Origin of the sequence: Mesorhizobium sp. 113-3-9 (genome assembly GCF_016756515.1) — a bacterium.
In the GTDB taxonomy this organism is placed as follows: domain Bacteria; phylum Pseudomonadota; class Alphaproteobacteria; order Rhizobiales; family Rhizobiaceae; genus Mesorhizobium.
In genome coordinates this window covers 5,431,588-5,458,088 of the sequence record NZ_AP023246.1, presented here as the reverse complement: position 1 = coordinate 5,458,088, position 26,501 = coordinate 5,431,588, and the positions used below count along the sequence as shown (strand labels likewise).

The window sequence follows — 26,501 nt, the reverse complement described above, 5'->3', positions numbered from 1 at the left end:
ATAAGCTCGCCGTTCGGCTCGCGCTCTCCGCCATTTTGGCCGAAATCTTCAATTTGCGCCGCTCCAGCCATGGCAAATCACATGAAGCCTTCCGCCGGCATTAGCGACCACATCCGCGCTGACGTCACCGCGCAAGTCCCGAATATAGAAAGGAGAAGTCAAAATGAAAGCTCGCATCAGTGTCATCACCCTTGGTGTCGATAATCTGGAAGCTTCGCTCGAATTCTACCGAAACGGACTTGGGCTTCCGACCGAGGGCATCATCGGCAGGGAGTTCGAGCATGGCGCCGTCGCCTTCTTCGATCTGCAGGGCGGCTTGAAGTTCGCGATCTTCGAACGTCCCAACATCGCCCGTGACGCCGGCATCGGCCAGACCGGCCGAAGCCCGACCGAGTTCACCATCGGTCACAACGTCACGAGCGAGGCTGAGGTTGATGCCGTGATGGCGCAGGCCGTCAGGGCAGGCGCCCGTCTCGTCAAGCCGGCCCAGAATACGTTCTGGGGTGGCTATGCCGGCTATTTCCAGGACCCGGACGACCATCTCTGGGAGGTCGTCTTCAACCCCGCCTTTCTTCCGGAAGACTGATACTGGAGAGGAACGCGTAGCCGGTAGGTACGTTGGTAGACGCTCCAGCTCGTTTCTGGAAACCATTGTCTGAGCAACCGCTTGACCGACGCCAAGCGAATCCGCACAGTGCGCGCAATCGACCTTGAGAGGCTGTCATGACTCGCTTCGCCAAATCCGCACTTGCTGCCCTGATTTCGCTCTGTACCCCGCTCGCCGCGCCTCTTGGCATTACCCATGCGGTCCAGGCGGCTGACCTTGGCGTCTATTCGGACGACGATGGCGGCGTCTGCGGCCAGCCTTGGGTGCTGAGCAAGATCACCTCCCGCTTCTCCTACCAGGTGCATCATGTGCCGCATCTGCCGGATGTGCAGATCACCGACTTCCGGCGCATCCATCAGCACCGCTATCTGCCGGCCGACGACACCTGGCCGATCGGCCGCCGCTATTGCGGGGCCACCGTCAGCCTCTCCGACGGGCGCGACCGGTCTATCTGGTATCTGATCGAGGAAGGCCAAGGCTTTGCCTCGATCGGCGACAATGTCGAATTCTGCGTCTCGGGCTTCGACCGCTGGATGGTCTACAACGGCCGCTGCCGCGTCCTACGCTAAGGGTGTGTTGATATTCAGGTGAGGCCGGCCTGCAAACGGTAGCTTCCTGCGCTTCCGGTGCTCTCGTACTTTGAGTACGCTCCGCTCCGGTTCTCGGAAGCTACCGTTTTCGACTCGGCCTGACCTGAATCTCAGCACACCCCAAGCGCGATCTTCCAAATTCTCGATTCTGTTTAAGGCCTGCGGCTTGATCAGCCGCAGGCCTTTTCCGTGCTGTTGACAGAAGGTGAGATCCATCGCATAGGTATGAGACAGACCTGTCTCATCACTTGGTGCGCATCATGACGCCGTCGCCTGTCTCCGACAAACGCCAGCACGTCGTCGAAACCGCTTATGCGCTGTTCAAGCGTGCCGGCTTCCACGCCACCGGGATCGACCGGATCATCGCCGAGGCCGATGTGGCCAAGATGACGATGTATCGCCATTTCCCCAGCAAGGATGAACTGATCGTCGCGGTGCTCGACTATCGCGCCAGGCGTTTTGACGAACAGCTCGACCAGCTTGCGCGGAAGAGCATGACGCCGGAGCAGAAGATCGCGAAGATTTTCGACTGGCATGGCCGCTGGTTCCGCAGCCCGGATTTCCACGGCTGCCTGTTCGCGCATGCGCTGGCTGAGTTCGGTGACCCGCAGCATGCCGTATTCAAGGCCGTCGCCAGGCAGAAGGACGGCTTCAGGCAGCGCATGCGATCGATCCTCGCGCAGGTGATGCCGCGCGGGCGCGCCGAGAACGTGGCGGCGACGCTGTTGATGCTGATCGAAGGGGCCACCCTGATGGCGCAGATGGGGCAGGCGGGTACCGCTCTTCGTGAAGCCCGCAAGGCGGCCCTGGACATCATCGCTGCCTCGCGCAGACCGCAATGAGTCCGCTGGTCGTCGGCCTCGCGCTGTTCGCGGCGATCCTGCACGCGAGCTGGAACGCTTTCCTGCGAACAGGCGCCGACAGGTTGTGGACCGTCACCGTCATGAGCTTCTCCAGCACGATGCTGGCCATTCCCCTGGCAATCCTCAACGGTTTTCCGGCCACGTCGGCCTGGCTCTATGTCGGGCTCTCGGCTTGCCTGCAGGTTGGCTACAGCGTGTTCCTGGTGGCCGCCTACAGACATGGCGAATTGGGACAGGTCTACCCGATTGTTCGCGGCAGCGTGCCTCTGCTCGTCACCCTTGGCGGCTTCCTGCTGGCCGGCCAGCAGCTCACCGTTCTGGAGACCGTCGGCGTCGCCCTGGTCGGTGGCGGCATCATGGGGCTTTCGCTCGGACGAGGAAGAGCTGCCGCGACATCGATCCTCTATGCGCTGGCAACGGGAGCTATCATTGCCGCCTATGCGACGGTCGATGCAATCGGCGTTCGCGCGGCGGGCAATGTCGGCGCCTACACCGCCTGGGTCCTGCTGGCCTATGGCGCATTGCTGCCGGCGATCTTCGTCGCCTGTCGTGGCCGGCTTGCTGTCGACCCGCGGGCGCCGGAGACCTGGAAGGCACTGGGCGGCGGCCTGTTCGCGCTTCTGGCCTATGGCGTCGTGGTGGCGGCCTTCGCGCTCGGACCTGCCGGTCCGATCACCGCGATCCGCGAGACCAGTGTCGTCTTCGCGGCTTTCATCGGCCGGCTGTTTCTCGGCGAGACGCTGACACCCCGGCGGGTCGGCGCCTGCGCCGTCGTGGCGCTCGGCGCCATCTGCCTCGGCTATCAGCCGTGACGAAATCCATGCGCCTGCCTTATACGCGGGGCGTCGCCGTCATCGCGACGCGCCAACGGTGTTCGCTAAATTGCAGTGTTATTTCCCGCGCCGCGTTGCCTCCGCCTGATCGATGATCTTGCGAAGAAAGGCAATGTGACCGCGAAAGGCCCGCCGCCCGATCGTTGTTGCCTTGACCCGTGTCTGCGGCCGTCGCCCGACGAAAAGCTTTTCAATATCGACATAGCCCGCCCTGGCCAGCGTATCGAGGTGTGCCCCGAGATTTCCATCGGTGGCTTCGACCATGATCTTCAATTGGGTGAACTCCAGCGCCTCGCGCCTTTCCAGCGTGTTGAGGATGGCCATGATCCTGAGTCGCTTACTCTGATGGATGATGTCGTCGGCGCTCATCGATGGGCTCCAATGCGGCAAGGCCTTGGACTGTCGTCATGTGGTACGGCGCTCTCGGAAAGCGGCAGCGCCACTTGCTTCTTGCGCGATCGGCAAAGCGCAATCGCATCTTTGCAGAATACTCTGCTATGCAGAGTTATCTGTCAATTAGAGGTATGGATGCATGCTTGACAAGGTGATCCTCAGATCGGTCGCCGTATCGCGCTCGTGATCCGCATAGACCGTTCGCTTGCGGAAGATGATCGCCTCGATGAGGTGGCAGGTCATGATATTCACGGCCGACCATCATGCGTAAAGTTGCTCGCTAGTCTTCGGAGTTCGATGGTGGGCTCGCATCGAGAATGCCGGTGTCAAATTGCCGGTGGTATCAGAAGATCAGCGACGGATTTTTGCGATGATGAGTGCGATCGCGTCTCGATCTCAACGAAAATTTAAGCTGAGAAAATCATACCATTGCTTCGCTGGCTAGCGAGCCGCGAGTCAGATATGCATTGCGCGCCGGGGTCATTCACGGCCATCGGCATAACGTGAAGGGGCATGACATGGCTAAGCAGTCATCTAAAGCGCCGGCATCCAAAGCACCGGCAAAGAAAGCACCCGCAAAAGCAGTCGCGGCGAAGGCCGCAACGGCAGTGAAGAAAGCAGCGCCTGCGAAGGCGGCGGCAAAGCCCGCAGCAAAGCCCGCAGCGAAAGCAGCACCGGCCAAGAAGCCAGCAGCGGCCAAGGCTGTGGCGAAGCCCGCAGTGAAGAAGGCGGCGCCCGCCAAGGCTGCGGCAAAGCCTGCGGCGAAGGCAGCACCGGCAAAGAAGCCTGCGGCCAAGGCGGCGGCAAAACCCGCGGCCAAGAAGGCAGCGCCCGCCAAGGCTGCGGCAAAGCCCGCCGCGAAGGCAGCGGCAAAGCCGGCTGCGAAAGCAGCAGCGGCCGCTACAAAGCCCGCGGTGAAGAAAGCCGCCGCGCCGAAGGCCAAGGCAGCGCCTGCAAAGGCGAAGGCTCCGGCCAAGAAGTAGACCGGTCGTTGGGGCGTCGCGTGTCCTTCGGGGCTCGGCAAGGACGCTCTGACGAACTGGATCGAAGCAAGTCCGGCAGCGGGTTCAGCCCTCGGGGCTGAACATCGGGATAAGACCGAGGGGGCAAGCAAAGCGAGGCGCCGGTTGGCTGCCTCGCTCGCCCGTTGAACTGTCTCCTTGCCGCGCTTGGCGAAGGCCCCGGCGTAATGCCTGGGGTTGGTGAGATGCGAATGCAGGTTGAATACAATCGGCCTGCCGTAGTCGTTCGCTTGTGTTTCCCCCGGCGTACCACTCTGTAGGCTTGTCGTGATGCCTGGGGCGGAAACCGCAATCGGTTTCTGGCAGTTCTTTTTTTGCGCTCTGGCGGTTGATCGCAAGTGCGTGTCCAGTCAACACTGGACGTCCGCAACAGGAAACCGATCATGCCGAAGCTGCTCTACGCATCCACCTCTCCCTACAGCTCCAAGGTCAGGATGGCTGCGGCCTATGCCGGGATCGAGATCGATCTGGTGCCGGTCAAGACCGAGGACCGACCGGCCGAACTGATCGGTGCCAATCCGCTCGGCAAGATCCCGGTGCTGGTGCTCGATGACGGCCGTTCGATTCACGACAGCCGCGCCATTACCCAGCACCTCAACCGGATTTCGAAGAACGCGTTGTTTCCGCGCAATCCCGACAAGCGGCTGGAGGCGGAAGTGCTGGAGGCGCTGGCCGACGGCATTTGCGATTGCGCGCTGTCGATGGTCTATGAGCGCCGCACCCGGCCTGAGGAGATGGTCTATCAGCCCTGGCTCGACCGGCAGTGGGCGAAGATCACCTCCGCTCTCGACCTGCTCAACGCCAACCCGCCGAAACTGCCGAAGAAGATCACCGCCGGCCAGATGGCTCTGCGGGCTTGCCTCGGTTATCTCTCACTGCGCTTTACCGGCAAATGGGAAAAGGGCCGCGGCCGGTTGACCCGCTGGGCGGCGCGTTTCGACGAGAAATTCCCGGAGTTGAAGTCCGCGATCCCGGGTTGACCGGCGGCCACAAAAAAAGCCGGGCGCAAGGCCCGGCTTTTTCGTGTCGTGGCTTGAACGACTTAGAACTTCATACCGACGCCGAAGGTAACGCGGTTGTCGGTGGCCTTGACCTTGCCGATACCATCGAAGCTCTTGCTGCCGAAGTCGGTGTAACGATACTCGACCCGGCCGAAGACATTGTCGGTCAGCTTGATGTCGGTGCCGACGCCCGCGGTCCAGCCGATCATCGTGCCGGTGTCGCTGGCGAGGAGGTCGGAGTCTTCCACCTTCAGGCTTCTGCCGGCGAGACCGCCAGTGCCGTAGAGCAGGATTTCCGGGGTCACTGCATAGCCCAGACGGGCACGCAGCGAACCTTCGAAGCCACCCTTGGAGTGGATGCCATTGTCGTCACCCTTGACGCCGTTGTAGCCGAGTTCGGCTTCACCGCCGTACACGAAGTTCTCCTGCTGCCACTGATAGCCGCCGAAGACGCTACCGACGAAACCCTTCGTGCTGGTGTCGAAACCGGTATCCTTTTCCTTGGTACGGCCGGAGAAGCCATAGCCGAGGTTGATACCGGCATAGGGGCCGGCCCAGGATGCCACAGGCAGTTCGGCAACCGGAGCGGGTGCCGGCGGCTCTTCCTGAACGACGTCCGCGGCATAAGCGGTTCCACCGAGGGCGAAGAGCCCGAGCGCGACGGCCAGCGGCCGTGCGAATTTGAGATTGGCTTGCATTGTTCTTTACTCCTTAAGCCACAGGACACAGGCTTGTTTCTTACGATCGCCATCAACCCGTCCGGGGGGTGAAACGGATCTGGCGTTCGTCGGTTCCAAATGTCGTGTCAAAATGCGGCTGAAGCGAACCTGAACTTGGGTCATTCCCCGGCACGAATGAGGCAGAACCTTGACGTTGCATCTTCGCAACAGCGAAATGTCAGCAGCTTAGCCATGTTGCGCTGCACACCGCTTGGTGCAAGGAGTCCAGCGCCCTATATGGGGATATGACTGGCCTTGGTATGAGGCGAGTCTGAATGCCCGCCAGGCGGTTTCGCCACAATGTTGCCCCAGGTGCGAACGCCATTTAACGGATGGCGGGCCATATTTTGCCGGCGCCGTCTTTTCGTGCTGAAATTGAGGATTGACTGAAGATGAGCAAAGCCACCGCGGCGCTGGTGACCGGCGGGGCGAAACGGATCGGCAAGGCGATCGTCGAGGACCTCGCCAGCCATGGTTTTGCAGTCGCCATCCACGCCAATCGCTCGCGCGGTGAGGCTGACGCCTTGGCCGCGGGGATTAACCAGTCCGGCGGCCGCGCGGCGGTGGTAAGCGCCGACCTGACCGATATGAATGCCGTCAGCGACCTCGTCGGTCAGGCGGAAGTCGCGCTGGGGCCCATCTCGCTTCTGGTCAACAATGCTTCGCTCTTTGTCGATGATTCCGTTGACGATTTCGACTGGCAGGCCTGGGACCGCCACTTTGCCATTCATGTGAAGACGCCGGCGCTGTTGGCGCAGAATTTCGCGCGCGCCTTGCCGGAAGGGCAGGAGGGACTGATCGTCAACATCATCGACCAACGCGTCTGGCGGCCGACGCCGCGCTATTTTTCCTATGCGCTGTCCAAATCCGCCCTGTGGACGCAAACGCAGATGTTGGCGCAGGCGCTGGGCCCAGGCATTCGTGTCAACGCGATCGGTCCGGGGCCGACGTTGAAGAACATGCGCCAGGATGATTCCGATTTTGACGCACAGGTCGCCGGCCTGATCCTGAAGCGCGGCCCGGAATTGCCTGAATTCGGCGCCACCATCCGCTATCTCTGGGATGCGCGCTCGGTCACCGGTCAGATGATCGCGCTTGATGGCGGCCAGCATCTTGCATGGCAGACGCCCGATGTGACAGGCATGGCGGAATGAGTCCTCTGGATCACAAAAACAAGATGCGCGGCGGCGCCGATGATCTTCCTCCCGAAATCGACCTCGAGGACGAGGCGCTGGAGGAGATCGTCGAACCAGTTGGCCCGGATGTCGCCTTCACGGCCATCGACTGGACGCCGCATGCCGGCGATGCCGAAGGCATGGTCGGCGCCGAGGTGATCCAGACGTTGGTCAAGCGGCTGCCCAATGCGCCCGGCGTCTACCGCATGATGAACGCCGCCGGCGACGTGCTCTATGTCGGCAAGGCCCGCAGCCTGAAGAAGCGCGTCACCAACTACGCGCAGGGCCGGTTCCACACCAACCGCATCGGCCGCATGGTGCGCGAGACGTCGACGATGGAATTCGTCGTCACCCGCACCGAGATCGAAGCGCTGCTGCTTGAAGCCAACCTTATCAAGCGCTTGCGGCCGCGATTCAACGTGCTGATGCGGGACGACAAGTCGTTCCCTTACATTCTGTTGACCGGCGACCATGTCTCGCCCGGCATTTACAAGCATCGCGGCGCGCGGTCTCGCAAGGGCGACTATTTCGGTCCCTTTGCCTCGGCCGGCGCCGTCGGCCGCACCATCAATTCGCTGCAGCGTGCCTTCCTGCTGCGCAGTTGCACCAACTCGTTCTACGAGAACCGCACGCGGCCATGCCTTTTGTACCAGATCAAGCGTTGCGCCGGCCCCTGTACCGGCGAAATCTCGCATGAGGGCTACGCCGAACTGGTCTCCGAGGCGAAGGATTTCTTGTCTGGCCGTAGCCAGAAGGTGAAGACCGAGATTTCGGCCGCCATGCAGCAGGCGTCCGAAGACCTCGATTTCGAGCGCGCCGCCATCTATCGCGATCGGCTGGCGGCTCTGTCGCACGTGCAAAGCCATCAGGGCATCAACCCGCAGACCGTCGACGAAGCCGATGTCTTCGCCATCCATCAGGAAGGTGGCCAGGTCTGCATCCAGGTCTTTTTCTTCCGCACCGGCCAGAACTGGGGCAACCGTGCCTATTTCCCCAAGGCCGACCCGGCACTGGAGGGATCGGAGGTGCTGGGCTCGTTCCTGGCGCAGTTCTACGACGACAAGCCGACGCCACGCACCATTCTGCTGTCGCGTGGGGTCGAAGACCAGGAGTTGCTGGCCGAGGCGCTCTCCACCCGCGCCGGCCGCAAGGTGGCGATTTCGGTGCCGCAGCGCGGCGAGAAGAAGGACCTGACCGATAACGCCCTTCAGAACGCCAGGGAGGCGTTGGGCCGCAGGCTGGCCGAAACGTCGACGCAAGGGCGATTGCTTGCCGGTTTCGCCGAGACCTTCGGGCTGGCCAAGCCGCCGGTGCGCATCGAAGTGTACGACAACTCGCACATCATGGGCACCAATGCCGTCGGCGCCATGGTGGTCGCGGGGCCGGAAGGTTTTGTCAAAAACCAGTACCGGAAATTCAACATCCGCTCGACCGAGATCACGCCGGGCGACGATTTCGGCATGATGCGCGAGGTGATGGAGCGGCGCTTTTCGCGGCTGCTCAAGGAGCATGGCGATGTTGCCGTGGCCGACGACGCCGCGGCAGGCGAGGCGGCCGATGATATCGACGACGACATCTCCGGCAGCTTCCCGGCCTGGCCCGACGTCATCCTGATCGACGGTGGTCAGGGCCAGATGACGGCGGTGCGCAAGATTCTCGCCGATCTCGGCATCGAGGACCGCGTCGTGGCCATCGGCATCGCCAAGGGCCAGGACCGCGATGCCGGCCGCGAACGCTTTTTCGTCAGGGGCAGGGACTCGTTTTCGCTGCCGGTGCGCGACCCCGTGCTCTATTTCGTGCAGCGCCTGCGCGACGAGGTCCATCGCTTCGCCATCGGTTCGCACCGGGCGCGGCGCAAGAAGGAAATGGTCAAGAGCCCGCTCGATGAGATTGCCGGCATCGGCCCCGGCCGCAAGCGGGCGCTGCTGTTGGCATTCGGCACCGCCAAGGCGGTCAGCCGTGCGGCAATCGAGGATCTGAGGAAAGTCGACGGCATTTCCGAACAGGTCGCCAAGCTGGTCTACAATCATTTTCACGAAAGTTGAAAAATTCGGCAGTTTCAGCTGGTCAGTCGAATCTGGCCTGTTGACCCCCTACATTCGCTTCTGATTTGAGTACGCAGGCAGAAAGAGTCCCCCAGACATGGCCCAGCGCGCGTTCAACTTGCCCAACATACTGACCTACGCCCGCATCATCGCGGTGCCGCTGGTGGTGCTGTGCTTTTTTCTCGAAGGCCATCTCAAATCCAGCGACTTCGCCCGCTGGTCGGCGCTGATCATTTTCCTGCTCGCATCCATCACCGATTATTTCGACGGTTATTTTGCGCGCGCCTGGCAACAGACCTCCAACATCGGCAAGATGCTCGATCCGATCGCCGACAAGCTATTGGTCGCCACGTGCCTTTTGCTGCTTGCGGCCGACACCGATCGCCATGCCGGCATCGCCGGCTGGTCGCTCTGGGCGGCGATCATCATCCTGTGCCGCGAAATCCTGGTTTCGGGCCTGCGCGAATATCTGGCGGCGCTCAAGGTCTCGGTGCCGGTGACGCAGCTTGCCAAATGGAAGACCACCATCCAGATGGTCGCCATCGCCTTCCTGCTGGCGGGCCCGGCCGGCGACAAGATATTCCCGCTGACCACGCAAACCGGCCTGGTGCTGCTGTGGATCGCGGCGCTCGTCACGCTCTACACCGGCTACGACTATTTCCGCGCCGGCCTCAAGCACATCATGGATGAGTGAGATGACGACCCGTCTCATCTATTTCGCCTGGGTGCGCGAACGGATCGGCACATCGGAGGAAGACGTTGAATTGCCGGCGGGCATCGAGACGGTCGCCGACCTGTTGCGCTGGCTGCAATCGCGTGGCGAGGGCTACGAGCACGCGCTGCAGTATCCCGACGTGATTCGTGTTGCCATCAATCAGGAACATGTCGACCACCGTGAGAAGATTTCGGGCGCGCGCGAGATCGCGCTGTTCCCGCCAATGACCGGGGGCTGATACCCATGTCGGCCGTCCTGGTGCCGAGCGTGCGCATCCAGCGCCAGGATTTCGACGTTGCCGCCGAAATTGCCGGCATGACGCAAGGCCGCGCCGATATTGGCGCGGTGGTCACATTCTCCGGTCTTTGTCGGGATGAGCAGGGCTCCCTGTCGGCACTGGAGCTCGAGCATTATCCCGGCATGGCGGAGGCCGAGATCGGTCGTATCGCCACTGAGGCGGTTCAGCGCTGGCCGCTGCAAGGCCTCACCGTCATCCACCGCCATGGCAAGATTGTCCCGGGTCAGAATATTGTGCTGGTGGTGGCCGCCTCCGCCCATCGTCAGGCGGCGTTCGAGGCGGCGAATTTCCTCATGGATTATCTGAAGTCGCGTGCACCCTTCTGGAAGAAGGAGCACCGCGCCGATGGCTCCGAGGGCGGCTGGGTCGAGGCCAAGGAAACCGACGCCCAAGCGGCAGGGCGCTGGAAATCGCCTTCCGAATAAATCCCTGTCGCAGCCATGCATTGACCGCAATCCTTTGGCCAGATGGACGGCGTGGTCAGCTATTGGCAGCCCGGGGATTGGCGATCCCGGGCAAGGGAGGTGGTCATGCTGGACAGGCTCGCGGAGTTCTTCGTCTTCGGTTTCGTGCCTCTGATCATCGGTATCCTGGCGGTGCCGGAACTGTCCGTGGCCGCCGAAAAGGCGGTGAGGGGCGAGGTGATCTATCGCGAGCGCATCGCCCTGCCGCCCAGCGCCGTGCTTTCCGTCCAGCTTGTCGATGTCTCGCTGGCCGACGCGCCGGCCAGGGTCATCGGCGAGCAGACTATCAAGCCGACCGGCCAGGTGCCGATCAGCTTCGAGATCAAATTCGATCCATCGGCGTTCCGGTCACAGATGACCTATGCGCTGCAGGCGCGGATCACTGTCGACGGCAAGTTGATGTTCATTTCCGATGTGCGCCATCAGCTCGATCCGCTGACCGACGCGCCGCAAAGCATTATGCTCAAGATGGTCGCGTCAGGCACCGAGCCGACGGCTTCCGTCTTTGGCCAGCTCTGGGTGGTCGACTATGTCGACGGCATCGGCGCCATCACCGCGCCGCAGGCGACGTTCAGGATCAGCGAGGCCGGCAAGGCTGGCGGCAGTGGCCCCTGCAACGCCTATTTTGCCACGGCGAAGGTCGATGGCCAGGCGATCGCGATCAGCAATATCGGTTCGACCTACAAGGCCTGCGCGCCCGAGGTGATGGCCGAGGAAAAGGCGTTGTTCGGTGCCCTAGCCAGGGCGGCTTCCTACAAGGTCGATGCCGGCAAGCTCACCATATCGGACAAGGACGGCCGCGAAATCCTTCGCTTCAGCGCCGCGAGCTGACCGCCAATGAAAAAGGCCGGCGAGGTGCCGGCCTTTTCGCATGAGACTTGGCGATGTCGGCTCAGCCGACGATCTCGGTGTCCGAGAACCAGTACTTGATTTCCTGCGCGGCGGTTTCCGGCGCGTCGGAGCCGTGCACCGAATTCTCGCCGATCGACAGCGCATGCACCTTGCGGATGGTGCCTTCGGCGGCGTTGGCCGGGTTGGTGGCACCCATCACTTCGCGGTTCCTGGCAATGGCGTTCTCGCCCTCCAGAACCTGGACGATCGTCGGAGCCGAGGACATGAACTCGACCAGTTCGCCGAAGAACGGGCGGTCCTTGTGGACGGCGTAAAAGCCTTCTGCCTCGCGGCGGCTCATCCACACACGGCGCGAAGCGATGACGCGCAGGCCGGCATCTTCGAGCATCTTGGTGATGGCGCCGGTGAGGTTGCGCCGGGTTGCGTCCGGCTTGATCATGGAGAAGGTGCGTTCGAGCGCCATGGGTCGTCCTTGTCTGAGAATGGAATTGAGAGTGGCGGGCTCTATACAAGCCGCCCGACCCATTGCCAAGGGGTGAGGAGCGGTCCGCGAAGCGGACGGAAAGCCAATTGCTTGGCTTTCCGAGCGACGAACGCCCGCAGCGGTAGCGAAGGGCCGGGAACCGGTCCGCGAAGCGGACGGAAAGCCAATGCCTGGCCTTGCGAGTGAAGAGCGCCCATGGCGATAGCGAAGCGCCGGGCCGGCGGGACGCTTCCATGTCAGCCGGCTGCTCCCTGGGCCGGATCAGACGGCTGCACAGCAACGCTTTGCTTGCTATAGTCGCGTATCGGCGCCGCGCTGAAGTCGGCCCGAATGGAGACAACATGACCATGGCAGACGATCGTCAGGAGCGCATTCGCAATCGCGCACATCAGATCTGGCAGGAAGAAGGGCAACCGGCCGGTCACCACGAACGCCATTGGCACCAGGCGGCGGCCGACATCGATCGGGAGGACGCGGGCAAGCCGTCGGCGGCCAAGACGTCGGCGGCCAAGACGCCAGCCAAGAAGGCATCTGGCGCTGGCAAGGCAAAGGCCGCGCCCAAGGAAGAAAAGGCCGCCACGAAAGCCAGCAAGCCGAAAACCAGCAAGCCAAAGAAGGCGGCCAAGTAAGGCCAGCTATCCCGCCGCTGATTTCGCCATGGATTGACGGCGCCCAATCTGCCTTGCGGGCAGGGCAGGTGTTTTGCGGCCGTCACGCCGCCGCAGCCACCTTTCGTCCCAGCCCGCCATGCAGGTCGAGGCAGCGGCTGAACCATTGTGCCACCAAGTCGCTGTTTTCGAGCAGCTGATAGGGCGTGGCAATGCGCGCCCATTGCAACGCGCCGAAGACGATATAGTCCGCAAACAGCGGCGAGGCACCGCCGATGAAGGGCTGATAGCTCAGCATCGAGCGCAGCGGCTCAAGCGAGGCCCGAAACGCCGCCAACCCGCCGTCGCGTGCCGCGACGACATCTTCCAACTGCTTGCCGAGACGCTGTTCCCGGCTCTGCCGGAAATATACAGCGTTCTCTTCGTCCTGCATGGCATGGAGGTCGGTGAGCGCGGTCGTGGTGACGTAGGGATGGATGGTCAATTGCGACCAGCGCTCGATGAAGCGCGCCATCGCCTTGCCGCCTTCGCCGCCAAACAGCGTCGGCCGGTCCGGATAGGCTTCGTCGAGATAGAGCGCGATGGCGAAGGAATCGATGACCACCTTGTCGCCGTCGCGGATCACCGGAACGCTTTTCGAAGCGCCGCCTTCTATGGTGGGGACCTCGAGAAAGCGCGTCGGCGCGGTTGAGACATCGAGCCCCTTGTGGGCAAGCGCCATCGTTGCCTTCCAGCAATGCGGGCTGAACGGACGGCTCTCGTCACGCCCGACGAGATCATAAAGCAGAATGGTCATTGGCGCGGGTCCCTTTGCGGTCTGGAGCAATTCCAGGAAAAGTGCGAGCGGTTTTCCGTTCGGAATTGCGTCAAAACAAGGCTAGAGCAATTCGCCGTTTCCGTGAAACGGTGAATTGCTCTAGGTATCGCTCCCGACACCCCGAGACGGGGCGGCGGGAGAAAAGATGAAACAGCACTTCATGATGTTTGCGGCGTACAATCAATGGGCCAATGGCCGCATCTATACCGCCGCCGCCGATCTCGATGAGGAGGAATTCAATCGCGATGTCGGCGCCTTCTTCGGCTCGCTGATGGGCACGCTCAATCACCTGCTCGCCGCCGATCGCATCTGGATGAAGCGCTTCACCGGCGAAGGCGACGCGCCGACGGCACTGGACGCCGTGCTGCACCGCGCCTTGCCGAATTTGAGAACGGCGCGCGAGGCGGAGGACCGGCGGATCATCGACTGGCTCGCCGGCTTGAGCGACAAGGCGCTGTCGGGCCGCTTCACCTATATGACCGTATCGGACATGCGCACCGTCTCGCAGCGCCTGGCGCCAGCGCTGGCTCATGTCTTCAACCACCAGACCCATCATCGCGGTCAGGCGCATATGATCCTGACGGTTCTCGGTCGCCCTTCCGTGCAGCTCGATCTGGCTCATTTCCAGCGCACCGAGGAGGGCAGGGCTTTCGCCTGATCCAGTTCGAAAGCGGGCGGTTCGCCTCGTCATCGAGGGACGAATGAGGGTCGATCCGAATTTCAGACGGCCTCAGCAGCCAAGTCTCTGATTTCGCTATCCAATTGACGTTGCGTCAGGGCCGCTTCCGCCATGACCCATTGTTTGAACAACTGCACCTTGCGTGCGGCAAGGCTCTTGTGCGGGGAGACGAAATACCAGCCGGCCGTGTTCGGGTGGTGGACGGCAAAGGGAGCGACCAGCCTTTCGGCGCGGATGTCGCTGGCCATGTAGGCGCGGTTGGCGACGGCGAAACCCATTCCGGCATTGGCCGCCTCGTAGGACATCATGCACGAGTCGAAATAGATGCTCTTGGTCTCGCTGAGCACGAAGCTGGCACCGGCGAAGGCCAGCCAGGATTGCCAGTTCTGGGTGCAGGTATCGGAATGCAACAGCGTGAAGAGCTTAAGGTCGTCCGGTGTCACCTTCGACAGCGGCTTGTCGCCGAGTACCTCATGGAACAGCTTGCGGCTGCACACCGGCGTCAGGTCTTCCCGAAACAGCAGATCGGATGGCAGCCCGTTGAAGTGGCCGTCGCCATAGCGGATTTCGAGATCGAAATCGGAGGTCGTGAATTCATGCGTGGCATAGGAAGTCGAAACCCGCATCACGATATCGGGATATTGCCGCTGAAACAGCGGCAGGCGCGGAAACAGCCAGCGTGCGGCAAAGGTCGGCAGCACGGATATTTTCAGCACATGCTCTTGCGATTGCCCGGTCGCTTCCATGCTGGCGGCAACGATTCGCTCCAGCGCCTCGCGAACGCGCGAGACATAGGTCTCACCCTCCGGCGTCAGCGACACCGCATTGCCACCGCGTTGGAAAATCTTGAAGCGCAGCTGGTCCTCCAGGCTCTTGACGCGCTGGCTGACCGCGGAAGCGGTGATGAACTGCTCTTCGCCCGCACGCGTGAAATTGCCGTGCCTTGCAGCACTCTCCACGATTTTCAGCGAATTGAGGTTGACCTGACTGAGCAGACGCACGGCTTTCGACCTTAAGCTGGGCTTACGGTAGCACTAGCATTCCTAATTTTACAGGGGGGACTAATTTAATCGACTGTTAACCAAGTGTTTGCCCCCACTTGGAGAAGTACAATGAACGCACACACCATACCCGAACTGCGCTATGCGATGAGCCGTGAGGCCATTATCGGACATGAAACCGCCTGGAAAGTGTCGAGTTTCGGCGTTGCGCAGTATCTGCATGGCTATGATCCGGCCCTGCTTGCCGCAATCGAGGAGGCTGCCCTGAAGCTCAAGGCCAGCCATGCCGTGCACAAGCACCTCGACCTGACCTTTATCACTGGCGCTGACCGTTTCATCCCCGAAATCAAGGAATTGCTGCACGACAAGCTGCGCCTGGAGCGACTGTCAGATATGATGGGCACGAAGCTGGAGCCCTATCCGCTATCGATCGTCGGCTCGACCGTCACCTTCATGAATCCAAGGGACGGCGCCGTCGAGTGGCATTGCGACGGCGTTCCGGTCACCGAACTCATTCCGCTGTCGATCAGCAATCCGCTGGTCGGCGGCCATCTCGAGATCTATTGCGACGATTCCGAGACCGGTCGGGCCCTCCTCGAATCCGGCCGCGAGATTCCACGCAACCGCATCATGCGCATCGATCACAAGATGAACTACGCGACACTCGGGCAGTTCCTTGGCGTCCTGCATCGCACCGCGCCGATCCAGTACGGTGAGCGCGTCACACTGGTGCTCAATCAGCGTTCGGTGGCCAAGCCCTATGTCGACGACAACCGCATGTTCTATCTTGCCGCCGACAACGACCACGACCGCGAGTGGGTCAATGAGCTGGCTGAAGATGTCTGGACCAACCAGTTGCCTGCCTATCGCCGGTTCGAGGCGGAGCATCCCACGCCCGCCCCAACCGCCGAAGCACAGGTTCCGGGCGGGGCACGGGAATCATGGTAGCGAACCATGATTCCGAAAAGTGGGATCCGGTTTTCGGAAAAGATCATGGTCGAGCCTGGAGATAGAGCCCCATGCCGGTTCTTTCTGCATGGATCAGGCTCGATATCCGCGCTGGTCTTCGCCACCGGCGCGGTGGCCTTGTGGTCGACCAATGCGTTGGTCGGCAAATCCCTGCTGGCGACCCACCCGGTGTCGCAGGTGCAGTTCCTGCAATTTGCGGGCGCCGCACTGGTCTTTGCCCTGATCCGGTTCATGAGCCTAGAGAGGGCTCCGCCGGTGGCGCCCCGGGCCGCACTCGCGGCTCTCGCGGTCGGCCTTATCGGTCTGGTCGGCACCATGGTGCTGCAATATGTTGCCTTCGCATCGATGCCGGTGATCGAAGCCAATCTCGTGGCCTACACTTGGCCGTTGATGGTGGCCGCGGCGGTGATCATCTTCGAAAATCCGCGGCGTCCGGCTTTGCTGGGGCTTGCCGCGGCCCTTGGGTTCGTCGGCGTCGCACTGGTGATTTCGGGCGGGCGTGAAAGCGCCTGGTTCCAGGGCGATCTTGTCGGCTATTTCGCCGCGTTCGGGTCCGCGCTGTGCATGGCCTTCTATTCGGTGATGGTGGGACGGCTCGCCACTTCGCCCGAGCGGCTGTTGCTGCCCTCGTCGCTGGTCGGCATCGCCTTGACACTTTTATGGTCGGCTCGCGAAGGCGTTGCATGGCCCACCGGCATGGATCTGGCCCTTGGGCTCTATCTTGGCGCCGGCCCGATGGGCCTGGGTTATTACCTCTGGTCACGCGCCTTGAAGCTCGAAGGCAGCGACAAGGTCGCTGTCATCGCCTATCTCACGCCGATCGCGTCGACGTTGCTGCTGACCCTGTCCGGCGAACGACTGACGACGACCGCTATCGCCGGAGCCGTCCTTGTCATCGGCAGTTGTATAGCGATCGGCCTGGAACGTTCGGAGGCACAAGACCATGTTTGACGAAAATGAACGTCTCGCCAGGCAGGAAGCGCATTGGCTGATCAAGGAATTCGGCATCGAGGCACCGCTTTACGCAGCGATGAAGGCGGAAAAGGCGATTGAACAGAAGGATTTCGGGCGCTGTGCCCGCTGGAAGCGTATTCTTGAGATATTGGCCGACGGCCGGACAACCAAGTCTGCCGCTTCCAAGTATTAGATTTTCTAATTTGCGTGACGCCGATTTTCCATAAAAGTAGTTGACGTCAAGTCTTGATTCGTTTTGGAACTTGGCGGCCCGTTGGGGGACGAGGTTAAAGAGATACATCGACAAAAGTCTTCGCTGGGGTGGATGACTTTGTCGCAAATAGGATGAAAGATTTGTCAAATATCGAGGATAAGACCGTTATCGAGCTGACGGCCGATATTGTCTCGGCCTATGTAGGCAACAATCCGCTTCCGGCTTCCGGCCTGCCTGACCTGATTGCCAGCGTCAGCGCCTCGGTTCGAAAGCTGGCTGGCGCCGCCGTCGTGGAAAGCCCGAGCCTGGTTCCGGCTGTCAATCCGAAAAAGTCGGTGTTTCCCGATTACATCGTCTGCCTTGAGGATGGAAAGAAATTCAAGTCGCTCAAGCGACACCTCAGGACAGACTATGGTTTGAGCCCGGACGATTACCGGGCCAAATGGGGCTTGCCGCCGGACTATCCGATGGTTGCTCCGAACTACTCGGCGACCCGGTCGGCGCTGGCGAAGTCGACGGGACTTGGCCGCAAGCCGGCGGCACCGGCCACCGTCGCCAAGGCGACAAAGCGTGGCAAGGCCACGGCCTGAGGCCTTGCCGGCCGGCTCGGCGAGCCATTGATCGGCGGCTGTGACGGCGCAATTGCATGCGCCGTTTTCAGACCTTGTGCGGCCAACCGGTCCGCAAGGTCTTGCGAAGCGTCGATGTCCGGTGCAAAAGCGCGGCCATGCTGATCATCAATGACCTTTCGCTCCGCATGGCCGGGCGCCTGCTTCTCGACCATGCCTCGCTGACCTTGCCGGCCGGCACCAAGGCCGGCCTTGTCGGTCGCAACGGCACCGGCAAGACGACGCTGTTCAAGGCGATCACCGGCGATTTTCCCTCCGAGACAGGCTCGATCAGCCTGCCCAAGAACACGCGCATCGGCCAGGTGGCGCAGGAAGCGCCGGGAACCGAGGAGCCGCTGATCGAGATCGTGCTCAAGGCCGACCTTGAGCGTACGGCGCTGCTCGAAGAGGAAAAGACCGCCACCGATCCGCACCGCATCGCCGACATCCACATGCGGCTGGCCGACATCGACGCGCATTCGGCCGAGTCCCGTGCGGCCACCATCCTGGCCGGCCTCGGCTTCGACGATGCGGCGCAGCGCCGTCCGGCCTCGTCCTTCTCCGGCGGCTGGCGCATGCGCGTGGCGCTCGCCGCCGTGCTGTTTTCAGAGCCCGATCTGCTGCTGCTCGACGAGCCGACCAACTATCTCGATCTCGAAGGCACGCTGTGGCTGGAGAACTATGTATCGAAGTATCCGCACACGGTGCTTCTGATTTCGCACGATCGCGACCTGCTCAACCGCGCCGTCAATTCGATCGTTCATCTCGATCAGAAGAAGCTGACCTTCTGGCGCGGCGGCTACGACCAGTTCGAGCGCCAGTATACCGAGCAGAAGGAATTGCAGGAAAAGGGCAGGGTCAAGCAGGAAGCCGCCCGCAAGCATATGGAATCCTTTGTCGAGCGCTTCCGCGCCAAGGCCTCCAAGGCGAGGCAGGCGCAGTCGCGCATCAAGGCGCTGGAAAAGATGAAGCCGATCGCGGCCATCGTGAACGATTCGGTGCGGCCGTTCTCCTTCCCCGAGCCGGTGAAGACGGTTGCCTCGCCGATCGTTGCGCTGAACAACGTCAATGTCGGCTACACCGAAGGCCAGCCGATCCTGAAGAAGATGACGCTGCGCATCGACGCGGACGACCGCATCGCGCTGCTCGGCGCCAACGGCAACGGCAAGTCGACCTTCGCCAAATTGCTGTCCGGCCGGCTCAAGCAGGAGAGCGGCACGATGACGGTAGCGCCCGGGCTGAAGGTGGCGATCTTCGCCCAGCATCAGCTCGACGATCTCCGTCCAGAGGAAAACGCCTATGAGCATGTCCGCCGGCTGATGCCGGAGGCTCCGGAATCGAAGGTGCGCGGCCGCGTCGCCCAATTCGGTCTCACCACCGAGAAGATGAATACGCCCGCCAAGGACTTGTCCGGCGGCGAGAAGGCGCGCCTTCTGATGGGCCTGTCGGCCTTCGAGGGGCCGAACCTGTTCATCCTCGACGAGCCGACCAACCACCTCGACATCGACAGCCGTGAATCGCTGATCCATGCGCTCAACGAGTTTCCCGGCGCCGTCATCCTGATTTCGCACGATCGCCATCTGCTCGAGGCGACCGCCGACCGGCTGTGGCTGGTCAAGGACGGCGCGGTCAACCCGTATGACGGCGACCTTGAGGACTACAAGACGCTGGTCACCGGCGTGTCCGGCGACCGCCGCGGCAAGCGCGAGGCCGACAAGGCGTCAAAAGCCGACCGCCGCCGCGACGCGGCCGCGCGCCGCGCCGCTTTTGAGCCGCTGGCCAAGGAGATCCGCGCCACCGAGGCGCTGATGGACCGCATCCGCAAGCGCATCGACGGCATCGAGGACGAGTTGGCCAATCCGGCGATCTACGAAAAGGACCCGTCGACCGCCACACGCCTGGCCAAGGAGCGCTCGCAGCTTGCCCAGACGCTGGCCGGCCACGAGGAAAAATGGCTGACCATGTCGGCTGAATATGAGGAAGGCACGGCGGAGTAGGAGCGTTCTTTCCTTCTCCCCTTGTGGGAGAAGGTGGCCTCGCGAAGCGAGGTCGGATGAGGGGTGTTCCAGGGAACGCCAACGCCTCACTCCGCTGGAACACCCCTCATCCGTCTCGGCGCTGCGCGCCGATCCACCTTCTCCCGCAAGGGGAGAAGGGAAGGCTCCTTCTGGCCCTACACGCCACCCGCAAAACCCGCTAAACACCCCCCATGAACCAGCACGCCAAGCTCCGCATCGGCCATTCGGCCTGTCCGCATGATTGCCCGTCGACTTGCGCGCTCGAGGTCGAACTGCTCGATGGCAACCGCATCGGCCGCGTCCATGGCGCCAAGGCCAACAGCTACACATCGGGGGTGGTCTGCGCCAAGGTCGCCCGCTACGCCGACCGCGTCCATCATCCCGACCGGCTGCTGAAGCCGTTGGTGCGGGCCGGCGCCAAGGGCGACGGGCTGTGGAAGGAAGCGAGCTGGGAGGCGGCACTCGACCTCGTCGCCGAAAAGTTCATCGCGGCCGAAGAGAAATACGGATCGGAGACGGTGTGGCCCTATTTCTATGCCGGCACGATGGGACTGGTTCAGCGCGACGGCATCCACCGGTTGCGCCACGCCAAAAAGTATTCCGGATTCTTCGGGTCGATCTGCACCAATCTGGCCTGGACCGGCTGGATGATGGGGGCGGGCGCCTTGCGCGGGCCGGACCCGCGCGAGATGGCCAAATCCGACTGCGTGGTGATCTGGGGCACCAACGCGGTGGTTACCCAAGTCAATGTGATGACCCATGCCATCAGGGCGCGCAAGGAACGCGGCGCTAAGATCGTCGTTATCGACGTTTATGAAAACGCGACCATGAAGCAGGCCGATATGGGCCTGGTCCTGAAGCCCGGCACTGACGGCGCACTGGCTTGCGCGGTCATGCACGTGCTGTTCAGGGAAGGCTTGGCCGACCGTGCCTATCTCGAAAAATACACCGACGACCCGAAGGGTTTGGAAGAGCATCTGAGGACGCGCACGCCGGAGTGGGCAGCCGCGATCACCGGCCTTTCAGTGGCCGAAATCGAAGCCTTTGCCCGCTTGGTCGGCACGACCAGGAAAACCTATTTCCGCCTCGGCTATGGCTTTGCCCGTCAGCGCAATGGCGCGGTGAACATGCATGCCGCGTCCTGCATCGCCGCGGTCACCGGCAGCTGGCAATATGAGGGCGGCGGCGCCTTCCATTCCAATTCCGGCATCTTCAAGCTCAATCAGGACGTGCTGGAAGGCTCAAGGATGCGCGATCCCTCGATCCGCTATCTCGACCATTCGCGCATCGGCCCGGTGCTGACCGGTGCCAGTGACGCGCTCTATGGCGGACCGCCGGTGACGGCCATGCTGATCCAGAACACCAATCCGGTGAATGTCGCGCCCGAGCAGCGGCTGGTGAAGCAGGGCTTTCTCCGCGAAGACCTGTTCACTTGCGTGCACGAGCAATTCATGACCGACACGGCCAAGCTCGCCGATGTGGTGCTGCCGGCGACGATGTTCCTCGAGCATGACGATGTTTACAGGGGCGGCGGCAACCAGCACATCACGCTCGGTCCGAAGCTGATCGACCCGCCGGAAGGGCCGCGAACCAACCATTTCGTTATCGAGCAACTGGCCGAGCGCCTCGGAGTCGCCGATCGGCCGGGCTTTGGCCTGACCGAACAGCAGCACATCGACATCATTCTCGGCAAGCGCGGGTTGGGCAGCTTCGACAGCTTGAAAGAGCAGAAATGGGTCGATTTGCAGCCTGATTTCGAGACCGCGCATTTCATTAGAGGATTTGGCCACGCGGATGGAAAATTCCGCTTCCGTGCCGACTGGAGCGGCCAGGCGGCTCCCAACAGGCCGCCGAAGAGCATGGGCCTGTTCGGACCGGTGGAGCGCCTGCCCGAGTTTCCCGACCATGTCGATCTGATCGAGGTCGCCGACGAGGCGCATCCGTTCCGGCTGGCGACCTCGCCGGCGCGCAACTTCCTCAACTCGACTTTTGCCGAGACGCCGGTGTCGAAGGAAAAGGAAGGCAGGCCCGCACTGCTCCTGCATCCCGACGATGCGGCGGACCTTGGACTTGCCGATGGCGATCGTGTCGAGGTCGGCAACCGGCGGGGCGACCTGGTGCTGCACGCGAAATTCTTCGACGGCATCAAGCGCGGCGTGGTGATCGCCGAAGGCATCTGGCCGAACAGCGCGCATGAGCGCGGCGAGGGCATCAATGTGCTGACCGGCGCTGATGCGCCGGCGCCCTATGGCGGCGCCGCCTTCCACGACAACAAGGTCTGGCTGCGCAAGGCAAGTTGAGCCGGACGAAGCGCTGGGCCGACTATACCGGCAGGATTTCGGTGGCCTTCTTTCTGTTCAGCCGGTGATGGATGTCGTCGGCGATCGCCTGGGCTTCGATCGCGATCTCGCGCAACAACCCGGTGACCGCATTGTGGAAGCCAACGAGGTAGAGGCCGAGATCCGAGGCCTGTGCGGTGACGCCACTGCGGCCCGGCTGGATACCGGGCTCGAGAAATTTGGCATAGCCCGGCCGGAAACCGGTGGCGAAGATGATCGCGTCGAATTCGCCGTGCTTGCCGTCGGCAAAACGGGCGCCGCGTTCCGAGATCTCGGCGATGTCAGGCGCGACCTTGATCGCGCCTTCGCGGATCTTGTCGATGGTGCCCACATCGATCACCGGAATGCGCGACGCGACCGCAATCTGTTGCAGCAGTCCTTGTCTCGGCCGTTTGAGCCCATATTTTTCCGGCCTTCCCAGCACCAGGTCGAGGATGACGGGGAAGAGAACGTCATTGACGCGTTGCGGCCCCAGCCGCGCCGCCATGCCAACCATCTGGATGGGCACGCCGAACAGTTCGCGCGGCACGATATGAACGCCGCCGCGCACGGAAATCGTCGGTCGTGCGCCGTTTTCGGCCAGGTCGAGCGCAATCTCCGCGCCGGTGTTGCCCATGCCGACGACCAGCACCGACTGACCGGCGAAAGGCGTGGCATTGCGATAGTCGGCGCTGTGCAATGTCTTGCCCGTAAAGGTGTCGATGCCGGCAAATCCGGGTCGCAAGGGCTCGGCATTATAGCCTGACGCAATCACCACATGCCTGGCGCGCAACGGGCCGGATGTCGCCTCCACACGCCAGCCGTGGTCCTCCCGGGCGATCGCTTTCACCGTTTCCCCAAATTGGGGTCGCAGGTCGAAGCGTTGCGCATAGGCATCGATATAGTCGACGAAGAGATCGCGCGGCACATAACGTGGATAATGCTTCGGGAAGGGCGCGAAGGGCAGGGACGAATAGCGCTTGGTGGTATGCAGGTGGACGCGCTCGTAGTGCCGCCGCCATGCGGGTGCGGCCTGCTGCTCTTTTTCGATGATTATGAAGTCGACACCGGCCTGGCGCAGGCATGCCGCAACAGCCAGGCCCGCCGGCCCGGCACCGATGATCGCAACTGGGATGGTGTCGTCCAAGCGCGCCTCCGCCGCTCAGTTCGCTTCCTTAGAATGTCAAAAGCATGGCGGGCCTGGCTGGAGTCCTGCCTGCCGGCAAGGCTCAGTCCGGCAACGGCACCGTCAGTCCGACCTTGACGCGGTCCATGGCGACGAAGGTGCGGAATTTCCGGACATTGTTGCTGCCGAAGAACAGTTTTCGCGTCAGCGCCTCATAGGCGCCCATGTCGGCCACGGTGATGACGAGGATGAAGTCGGCTTCGCCGGTGACGTAATAGCATTGCTGCACTTCAGGCGTTTCGGAGAATTGCCGCTTGGCGGCGTCGATCAGTTCGGTGCGTTCGCTCTCCAGTTCCACCTCGACGAAGATGGTGATGGGTTGGCCGACTGTCGCGGGTTCGATGATCGCGACATTGGCGGCGATGACGCCGGTCTGCTCCATGCGCTTGATGCGCCGCTGTACCGCTGGCGCCGACAGGTTCACTGCTTCGCCGATCAGCCTCTGCGGCCTAGTATTGTCCCGTTGCAGGATGGCAAGGATGGCGAGGTCGAAACTGTCGAGCGGGGGCGGCGATGGAGGCAATGGAGCTATCCCGGCGAAAGAAACTTGCATTTTGAAGGCCTAATTACAGCGCTCTTTGCGCCTGCCTTGCAATATATTCTCGCTGACTGCCAAGGAGACCGCCAGTGTTCCTGCTCAATCGCAATGCCTTGCACGGTAAGCCGCTTGATGTGGCCGATGCCGAAATCCTCGGGGTCACGGGCGCGGACACGATCGAGCGCTTCCTTGCCCACCGTGAAAATCACACAATGACGCCACTGCACGCGCTGCCGGCTCTGGCGAGTGAATTCGGCCTTGGCGCATTGCATGTCAAGGATGAGGGCTTTCGTCTCGGCCTTGGCAGCTTCAAGGCGCTGGGCGGCGCCTATGCGGTCTTCCAACTGGTGCTGGAACAGGCAGGCAAGCGCCTTGGCCGCTCTGTCGATGTCAGTGATCTCGATCGAGCCGATGTTCGCTCGGTCGCCGCAAAGATGACTTTTGCCTGCGCCACCGACGGCAATCATGGCCGCTCTGTCGCGCAAGGCGCCGGGCTTGCCGGCGCCAGGTCCGTGATCTTTGTCCATGCCGGGGTCAGCGACGAGCGCATCTCGGCAATAGCGCGCTATGGCGCGGAGATGGTTCGTGTCGACGGCAATTATGACGATTCGGTCAGGCAAGCCGCCGAAGTCGCGGCCGAGAAGGGCTGGACCGTGGTGTCGGATACGTCATGGCCGGGTTATGAACGCATTCCTGGCCTTGTGATGCAGGGCTATACGGCGATCGTGCGCGAAGCGCTGCGCCAGCTCAGCGAACCGCCAACCCACGTCTTCGTCCAGGCCGGCGTTGGCGGCATTGCCGCCGCGGTGGCTGGCCATCTCGCCATCGTGCTTGGCGAAGCCAGGCCAACCTTCACTGTCGTCGAGCCCGCGCGTGCCGCATGCATCGTCGCAGCCGCTGTGGCTGGGCGTGTGGTCAAGGTGGCGCACGATCAGCCAACTGTCATGGCGATGCTTGAATGCTACGAGGCCTCGCAGGTCGCCTGGCGGGTGCTGGCGCGCGGCGCCGATGCCTTCATGACCGTGGACGAGGACGACGCCGTCGCGGTGATGCGGCGGCTGGCACGGCCGGTCGGCGACGATCCGGTGATCGTCTCCGGCGAGAGCGGCGGCGTCGGCCTTGCCGGGCTGATCCGGGCGGTGGCCGAAAACAAGGCCGACCTCGGCCTTGACGGCAAATCCCGGGTGCTGGTGATCAACACCGAAGGCGCCACCGACCCGCATCGCTATGCCGAACTGGTCGGCATGAGCCCGGCCGATGTGCTGGCCGGCAAGCTTGCCGCCGAGGCAACACCATGATCGCCGTCGATGCACAGCGCCTGCTTGGCCGCATCCGAGAACTGGGCGCGATCGGCCGCGACAGTGAGGGCAGGCTGACCCGGCTGGCCGCTTCCGACACCGACAGGCAAGGCCGCGATCTTTTCGTCGGCTGGCTGCGCCAGGCTGGGCTCGATGTCGCCATCGACCGTATCGGCAACATTTTCGGCATCTGGCAAAGCGCCGGCAACGCAGGCAAGGCGCCGCTGCTGATCGGTTCGCATATCGACACCGTCATCGACGCCGGTATCTATGATGGCTGCTACGGCGTGCTTGCCGGGCTGGAGGTGATCGAGACGCTGAAGGCGTCGGGCCTCTCGCCGTCGCGCCCGCTCGCCGTCGCGGCCTTCACCAATGAGGAAGGCGTATGCTTCTCTCCCGACATGATGGGCTCGCTGGTCCATGCCGGCGGCGTCGATGTCGAGGCGGCACTCGCCGCTGTCGGGACCGACGGCAGCACGCTTGGGCAGGAACTCGTCCGCATCGGCTATGCCGGCGACCGCGAACCGGGCTTTCTCAAGCCGCACATCTATGTCGAGCTGCATATCGAACAGGGGCCGGTGCTGGAGCGCGAAGGCATTCCAATCGGCGCGGTGGAGACGCTGCAAGGCATCTCCTGGCAGCGCATCACCCTCGATGGCGTCGCCAACCATGCCGGCACCACGCCGATGTCGATGCGCTGCGACGCCGGATATGCCGCGGCACGCGTCGTCACCTTCCTGCATGACCGGGCAGCGGCGTCCAACGCGCCAACCGTTGCCACAGTCGGCACGATGCGCCTGGAGCCGAACGCCATCAACGTCATTCCATCGCGCGCCGTCTTCACAGTCGATCTGCGCGATCCCGATGAGCAGCGCTTGCAGGCGGAAGAGGCGGCGCTGGCCGCCTTTCTCGAACAACTCGCCGTCGAGGGCATCGCCGTGACGGTCGAAAGGCTCGCGCGCTTCGAGCCGGTTGTCTTCGACGGCCGAGTGGTCGAGCTGATCGAGACCGCCGCGAGGAAGCGCGGGCTCATTTCAAGGCGCATGACCTCGGGCGCCGGCCATGACGCGCAGATGATCGCGCGCATCGCCCCGGCGGCGATGATTTTCGTGCCGAGCGCCGGAGGCATCAGCCACAGCCCGCTTGAGCACACCGAGGATGCCGAGCTTGTTGCCGGCGCCAACATCCTGCTTGATGTGATCACTGAGCTTGCCGAACTCGAAGGGTGAGGA

30 protein-coding genes are annotated in these 26,501 nt (G+C 62.6%); 21 read left to right on the top strand and 9 right to left on the bottom strand.

What is annotated here, in order from left to right:
• The first annotated feature begins 163 nt into the window (after positions 1–163).
• From MesoLj_RS26810 to MesoLj_RS26795, 4 genes are all read left to right on the top strand, one after another.
• A complete protein-coding gene (locus MesoLj_RS26810; RefSeq protein WP_202323147.1) occupies positions 164–586 on the top strand; it encodes a VOC family protein in 423 nt (140 codons plus the stop codon).
• 137 nt (positions 587–723) lie between these two features.
• A complete protein-coding gene (locus MesoLj_RS26805) occupies positions 724–1,176 on the top strand; it encodes a hypothetical protein (RefSeq protein ID WP_140768369.1) in 453 nt (150 codons plus the stop codon).
• A gap of 281 nt (positions 1,177–1,457) precedes the next feature.
• Positions 1,458–2,039 carry a TetR/AcrR family transcriptional regulator gene (locus MesoLj_RS26800; protein WP_202323146.1) on the top strand — a complete coding sequence of 194 codons (582 nt, stop codon included), beginning with the start codon at positions 1,458–1,460 and terminating at the stop codon, positions 2,037–2,039.
• A complete protein-coding gene (locus MesoLj_RS26795; RefSeq protein ID WP_202323145.1) occupies positions 2,036–2,872 on the top strand; it encodes a DMT family transporter in 837 nt (278 codons plus the stop codon). Before MesoLj_RS26800 ends, MesoLj_RS26795 begins: the two co-directional genes overlap by 4 nt.
• A gap of 78 nt (positions 2,873–2,950) precedes the next feature.
• Here MesoLj_RS26795 and MesoLj_RS26790 read toward each other — a convergent pair whose 3' ends face one another.
• From MesoLj_RS26790 to MesoLj_RS26785, 3 genes are all read right to left on the bottom strand, one after another.
• Positions 2,951–3,262 carry a transcriptional regulator gene (locus MesoLj_RS26790; RefSeq protein ID WP_202323144.1) on the bottom strand — a complete coding sequence of 104 codons (312 nt, stop codon included), beginning with the start codon at positions 3,260–3,262 and terminating at the stop codon, positions 2,951–2,953.
• Between the two features lie 147 nt (positions 3,263–3,409).
• Complete coding sequence (locus tag MesoLj_RS36675) at positions 3,410–3,538, bottom strand: hypothetical protein (RefSeq protein WP_274609135.1); 129 nt, start codon at positions 3,536–3,538, stop codon at positions 3,410–3,412.
• Between the two features lie 232 nt (positions 3,539–3,770).
• Positions 3,771–4,646, bottom strand: coding sequence for a hypothetical protein (locus MesoLj_RS26785; RefSeq protein ID WP_202323143.1), 876 nt, complete (start codon positions 4,644–4,646; stop codon positions 3,771–3,773).
• A 45-nt stretch (positions 4,647–4,691) separates the two neighbouring features.
• Between MesoLj_RS26785 and MesoLj_RS26780 the strand changes: the two genes are divergently transcribed.
• Positions 4,692–5,288 carry a glutathione S-transferase gene (locus tag MesoLj_RS26780; RefSeq protein WP_202323142.1) on the top strand — a complete coding sequence of 199 codons (597 nt, stop codon included), beginning with the start codon at positions 4,692–4,694 and terminating at the stop codon, positions 5,286–5,288.
• A 62-nt stretch (positions 5,289–5,350) separates the two neighbouring features.
• Here MesoLj_RS26780 and MesoLj_RS26775 read toward each other — a convergent pair whose 3' ends face one another.
• A complete protein-coding gene (locus tag MesoLj_RS26775) occupies positions 5,351–6,007 on the bottom strand; it encodes an outer membrane protein (RefSeq protein WP_140768356.1) in 657 nt (218 codons plus the stop codon).
• A gap of 413 nt (positions 6,008–6,420) precedes the next feature.
• Here MesoLj_RS26775 and MesoLj_RS26770 point away from each other — a divergent pair, with 413 nt between their 5' ends.
• The 6 genes from MesoLj_RS26770 to MesoLj_RS26745 all read left to right on the top strand — a co-directional run bounded on the left by MesoLj_RS26770 (position 6,421) and on the right by MesoLj_RS26745 (position 11,556).
• Positions 6,421–7,182, top strand: coding sequence for an SDR family oxidoreductase (locus tag MesoLj_RS26770; RefSeq protein WP_202323141.1), 762 nt, complete (start codon positions 6,421–6,423; stop codon positions 7,180–7,182).
• Positions 7,179–9,248 (top strand): excinuclease ABC subunit UvrC, encoded by a 2,070-nt coding sequence (gene uvrC / locus MesoLj_RS26765; RefSeq protein ID WP_202323140.1) that lies wholly within the window; start codon positions 7,179–7,181, stop codon positions 9,246–9,248. Before MesoLj_RS26770 ends, uvrC begins: the two co-directional genes overlap by 4 nt.
• Positions 9,249–9,345: 97 nt before the next feature.
• The gene (gene pgsA, locus MesoLj_RS26760) at positions 9,346–9,942 is read left to right on the top strand and encodes a CDP-diacylglycerol--glycerol-3-phosphate 3-phosphatidyltransferase (RefSeq protein WP_140768350.1); all 597 of its coding nucleotides are present in this window, start codon (positions 9,346–9,348) and stop codon (positions 9,940–9,942) included.
• Position 9,943: 1 nt separating this feature from the next.
• Complete coding sequence (gene moaD / locus MesoLj_RS26755) at positions 9,944–10,201, top strand: molybdopterin converting factor subunit 1 (protein WP_056563159.1); 258 nt, start codon at positions 9,944–9,946, stop codon at positions 10,199–10,201.
• Between the two features lie 5 nt (positions 10,202–10,206).
• Positions 10,207–10,686 carry a molybdenum cofactor biosynthesis protein MoaE gene (locus MesoLj_RS26750; RefSeq protein ID WP_202323139.1) on the top strand — a complete coding sequence of 160 codons (480 nt, stop codon included), beginning with the start codon at positions 10,207–10,209 and terminating at the stop codon, positions 10,684–10,686.
• A gap of 105 nt (positions 10,687–10,791) precedes the next feature.
• Positions 10,792–11,556, top strand: coding sequence for a YbaY family lipoprotein (locus MesoLj_RS26745; protein ID WP_202323138.1), 765 nt, complete (start codon positions 10,792–10,794; stop codon positions 11,554–11,556).
• A gap of 61 nt (positions 11,557–11,617) precedes the next feature.
• Here the strand turns inward: MesoLj_RS26745 and ndk are convergent, their stop codons facing one another.
• Positions 11,618–12,040 carry a nucleoside-diphosphate kinase gene (ndk, locus tag MesoLj_RS26740; protein ID WP_010915217.1) on the bottom strand — a complete coding sequence of 141 codons (423 nt, stop codon included), beginning with the start codon at positions 12,038–12,040 and terminating at the stop codon, positions 11,618–11,620.
• Between the two features lie 254 nt (positions 12,041–12,294).
• On the opposite strand from ndk, the gene MesoLj_RS26735 reads away from it, so the two are divergent.
• Positions 12,295–12,690, top strand: coding sequence for a DUF2934 domain-containing protein (locus MesoLj_RS26735; RefSeq protein ID WP_244735173.1), 396 nt, complete (start codon positions 12,295–12,297; stop codon positions 12,688–12,690).
• Between the two features lie 82 nt (positions 12,691–12,772).
• Here MesoLj_RS26735 and MesoLj_RS26730 read toward each other — a convergent pair whose 3' ends face one another.
• A complete protein-coding gene (locus MesoLj_RS26730) occupies positions 12,773–13,465 on the bottom strand; it encodes a glutathione S-transferase family protein (protein ID WP_202323137.1) in 693 nt (230 codons plus the stop codon).
• 166 nt (positions 13,466–13,631) lie between these two features.
• Between MesoLj_RS26730 and MesoLj_RS26725 the strand changes: the two genes are divergently transcribed.
• Positions 13,632–14,144, top strand: a complete 513-nt coding sequence (locus MesoLj_RS26725) for a DinB family protein (protein ID WP_140768339.1) — start codon at positions 13,632–13,634, stop codon at positions 14,142–14,144.
• 62 nt (positions 14,145–14,206) lie between these two features.
• On the opposite strand, the gene MesoLj_RS26720 is transcribed toward MesoLj_RS26725, so the two are convergent.
• The gene (locus MesoLj_RS26720) at positions 14,207–15,166 is read right to left on the bottom strand and encodes a LysR substrate-binding domain-containing protein (RefSeq protein ID WP_202323136.1); all 960 of its coding nucleotides are present in this window, start codon (positions 15,164–15,166) and stop codon (positions 14,207–14,209) included.
• A gap of 111 nt (positions 15,167–15,277) precedes the next feature.
• Here MesoLj_RS26720 and MesoLj_RS26715 point away from each other — a divergent pair, with 111 nt between their 5' ends.
• The 6 genes from MesoLj_RS26715 to MesoLj_RS26690 all read left to right on the top strand — a co-directional run bounded on the left by MesoLj_RS26715 (position 15,278) and on the right by MesoLj_RS26690 (position 22,229).
• Positions 15,278–16,114, top strand: a complete 837-nt coding sequence (locus MesoLj_RS26715) for a hypothetical protein (RefSeq protein WP_202323135.1) — start codon at positions 15,278–15,280, stop codon at positions 16,112–16,114.
• A 45-nt stretch (positions 16,115–16,159) separates the two neighbouring features.
• Positions 16,160–17,086, top strand: a complete 927-nt coding sequence (locus MesoLj_RS26710) for a DMT family transporter (RefSeq protein ID WP_202323134.1) — start codon at positions 16,160–16,162, stop codon at positions 17,084–17,086.
• Positions 17,079–17,282 carry a hypothetical protein gene (locus tag MesoLj_RS26705; RefSeq protein WP_140768334.1) on the top strand — a complete coding sequence of 68 codons (204 nt, stop codon included), beginning with the start codon at positions 17,079–17,081 and terminating at the stop codon, positions 17,280–17,282. The genes MesoLj_RS26710 and MesoLj_RS26705 overlap by 8 nt, the downstream gene beginning before the upstream one ends.
• 152 nt (positions 17,283–17,434) lie before the next feature.
• Positions 17,435–17,893, top strand: a complete 459-nt coding sequence (locus tag MesoLj_RS26700; protein ID WP_181179516.1) for a MucR family transcriptional regulator — start codon at positions 17,435–17,437, stop codon at positions 17,891–17,893.
• A gap of 137 nt (positions 17,894–18,030) precedes the next feature.
• Positions 18,031–19,908: an ABC-F family ATP-binding cassette domain-containing protein gene (locus MesoLj_RS26695; RefSeq protein WP_140768333.1), complete on the top strand. Its 1,878-nt coding sequence runs from the start codon at positions 18,031–18,033 to the stop codon at positions 19,906–19,908.
• A gap of 212 nt (positions 19,909–20,120) precedes the next feature.
• Entirely contained in the window at positions 20,121–22,229 is a 2,109-nt protein-coding gene (locus MesoLj_RS26690; RefSeq protein ID WP_202323133.1) for a molybdopterin-containing oxidoreductase family protein, read from the top strand.
• Positions 22,230–22,251: 22 nt separating this feature from the next.
• Here MesoLj_RS26690 and MesoLj_RS26685 read toward each other — a convergent pair whose 3' ends face one another.
• Together MesoLj_RS26685 and MesoLj_RS26680 are read right to left on the bottom strand one after the other, a co-directional pair.
• Positions 22,252–23,394 carry a flavin-containing monooxygenase gene (locus MesoLj_RS26685; protein ID WP_202323132.1) on the bottom strand — a complete coding sequence of 381 codons (1,143 nt, stop codon included), beginning with the start codon at positions 23,392–23,394 and terminating at the stop codon, positions 22,252–22,254.
• An 82-nt stretch (positions 23,395–23,476) separates the two neighbouring features.
• Entirely contained in the window at positions 23,477–23,956 is a 480-nt protein-coding gene (locus MesoLj_RS26680) for an Lrp/AsnC family transcriptional regulator (RefSeq protein WP_244735172.1), read from the bottom strand.
• A 104-nt stretch (positions 23,957–24,060) separates the two neighbouring features.
• Here MesoLj_RS26680 and MesoLj_RS26675 point away from each other — a divergent pair, with 104 nt between their 5' ends.
• The gene (locus MesoLj_RS26675; protein ID WP_202323130.1) at positions 24,061–25,269 is read left to right on the top strand and encodes a diaminopropionate ammonia-lyase; all 1,209 of its coding nucleotides are present in this window, start codon (positions 24,061–24,063) and stop codon (positions 25,267–25,269) included.
• The gene (locus tag MesoLj_RS26670) at positions 25,266–26,498 is read left to right on the top strand and encodes a Zn-dependent hydrolase (protein ID WP_202323129.1); all 1,233 of its coding nucleotides are present in this window, start codon (positions 25,266–25,268) and stop codon (positions 26,496–26,498) included. The genes MesoLj_RS26675 and MesoLj_RS26670 overlap by 4 nt, the downstream gene beginning before the upstream one ends.
• Positions 26,499–26,501: the final 3 nt, after the last annotated feature.

Coding starts and splice junctions, on each gene's coding strand:
- MesoLj_RS26735 (WP_244735173.1), top strand. CDS start 12,295: ATGTCAGCCGGCTGCTCCCTGGGCCGGATCAGACGGCTGCACAGCAAC.
- uvrC (WP_202323140.1), top strand. CDS start 7,179: ATGAGTCCTCTGGATCACAAAAACAAGATGCGCGGCGGCGCCGATGAT.
- MesoLj_RS26715 (WP_202323135.1), top strand. CDS start 15,278: ATGAACGCACACACCATACCCGAACTGCGCTATGCGATGAGCCGTGAG.
- pgsA (WP_140768350.1), top strand. CDS start 9,346: ATGGCCCAGCGCGCGTTCAACTTGCCCAACATACTGACCTACGCCCGC.
- MesoLj_RS26790 (WP_202323144.1), bottom strand. CDS start 3,262: ATGAGCGCCGACGACATCATCCATCAGAGTAAGCGACTCAGGATCATG.
- MesoLj_RS26745 (WP_202323138.1), top strand. CDS start 10,792: ATGCTGGACAGGCTCGCGGAGTTCTTCGTCTTCGGTTTCGTGCCTCTG.
- ndk (WP_010915217.1), bottom strand. CDS start 12,040: ATGGCGCTCGAACGCACCTTCTCCATGATCAAGCCGGACGCAACCCGG.
- moaD (WP_056563159.1), top strand. CDS start 9,944: ATGACGACCCGTCTCATCTATTTCGCCTGGGTGCGCGAACGGATCGGC.
- MesoLj_RS26780 (WP_202323142.1), top strand. CDS start 4,692: ATGCCGAAGCTGCTCTACGCATCCACCTCTCCCTACAGCTCCAAGGTC.
- MesoLj_RS26750 (WP_202323139.1), top strand. CDS start 10,207: ATGTCGGCCGTCCTGGTGCCGAGCGTGCGCATCCAGCGCCAGGATTTC.
- MesoLj_RS26770 (WP_202323141.1), top strand. CDS start 6,421: ATGAGCAAAGCCACCGCGGCGCTGGTGACCGGCGGGGCGAAACGGATC.
- MesoLj_RS26695 (WP_140768333.1), top strand. CDS start 18,031: ATGCTGATCATCAATGACCTTTCGCTCCGCATGGCCGGGCGCCTGCTT.
- MesoLj_RS26800 (WP_202323146.1), top strand. CDS start 1,458: ATGACGCCGTCGCCTGTCTCCGACAAACGCCAGCACGTCGTCGAAACC.
- MesoLj_RS26795 (WP_202323145.1), top strand. CDS start 2,036: ATGAGTCCGCTGGTCGTCGGCCTCGCGCTGTTCGCGGCGATCCTGCAC.
- MesoLj_RS26710 (WP_202323134.1), top strand. CDS start 16,160: ATGGTCGAGCCTGGAGATAGAGCCCCATGCCGGTTCTTTCTGCATGGA.
- MesoLj_RS26810 (WP_202323147.1), top strand. CDS start 164: ATGAAAGCTCGCATCAGTGTCATCACCCTTGGTGTCGATAATCTGGAA.
- MesoLj_RS26690 (WP_202323133.1), top strand. CDS start 20,121: ATGAACCAGCACGCCAAGCTCCGCATCGGCCATTCGGCCTGTCCGCAT.
- MesoLj_RS26725 (WP_140768339.1), top strand. CDS start 13,632: ATGAAACAGCACTTCATGATGTTTGCGGCGTACAATCAATGGGCCAAT.
- MesoLj_RS26730 (WP_202323137.1), bottom strand. CDS start 13,465: ATGACCATTCTGCTTTATGATCTCGTCGGGCGTGACGAGAGCCGTCCG.
- MesoLj_RS26670 (WP_202323129.1), top strand. CDS start 25,266: ATGATCGCCGTCGATGCACAGCGCCTGCTTGGCCGCATCCGAGAACTG.
- MesoLj_RS26705 (WP_140768334.1), top strand. CDS start 17,079: ATGTTTGACGAAAATGAACGTCTCGCCAGGCAGGAAGCGCATTGGCTG.
- MesoLj_RS26775 (WP_140768356.1), bottom strand. CDS start 6,007: ATGCAAGCCAATCTCAAATTCGCACGGCCGCTGGCCGTCGCGCTCGGG.
- MesoLj_RS26805 (WP_140768369.1), top strand. CDS start 724: ATGACTCGCTTCGCCAAATCCGCACTTGCTGCCCTGATTTCGCTCTGT.
- MesoLj_RS26700 (WP_181179516.1), top strand. CDS start 17,435: ATGAAAGATTTGTCAAATATCGAGGATAAGACCGTTATCGAGCTGACG.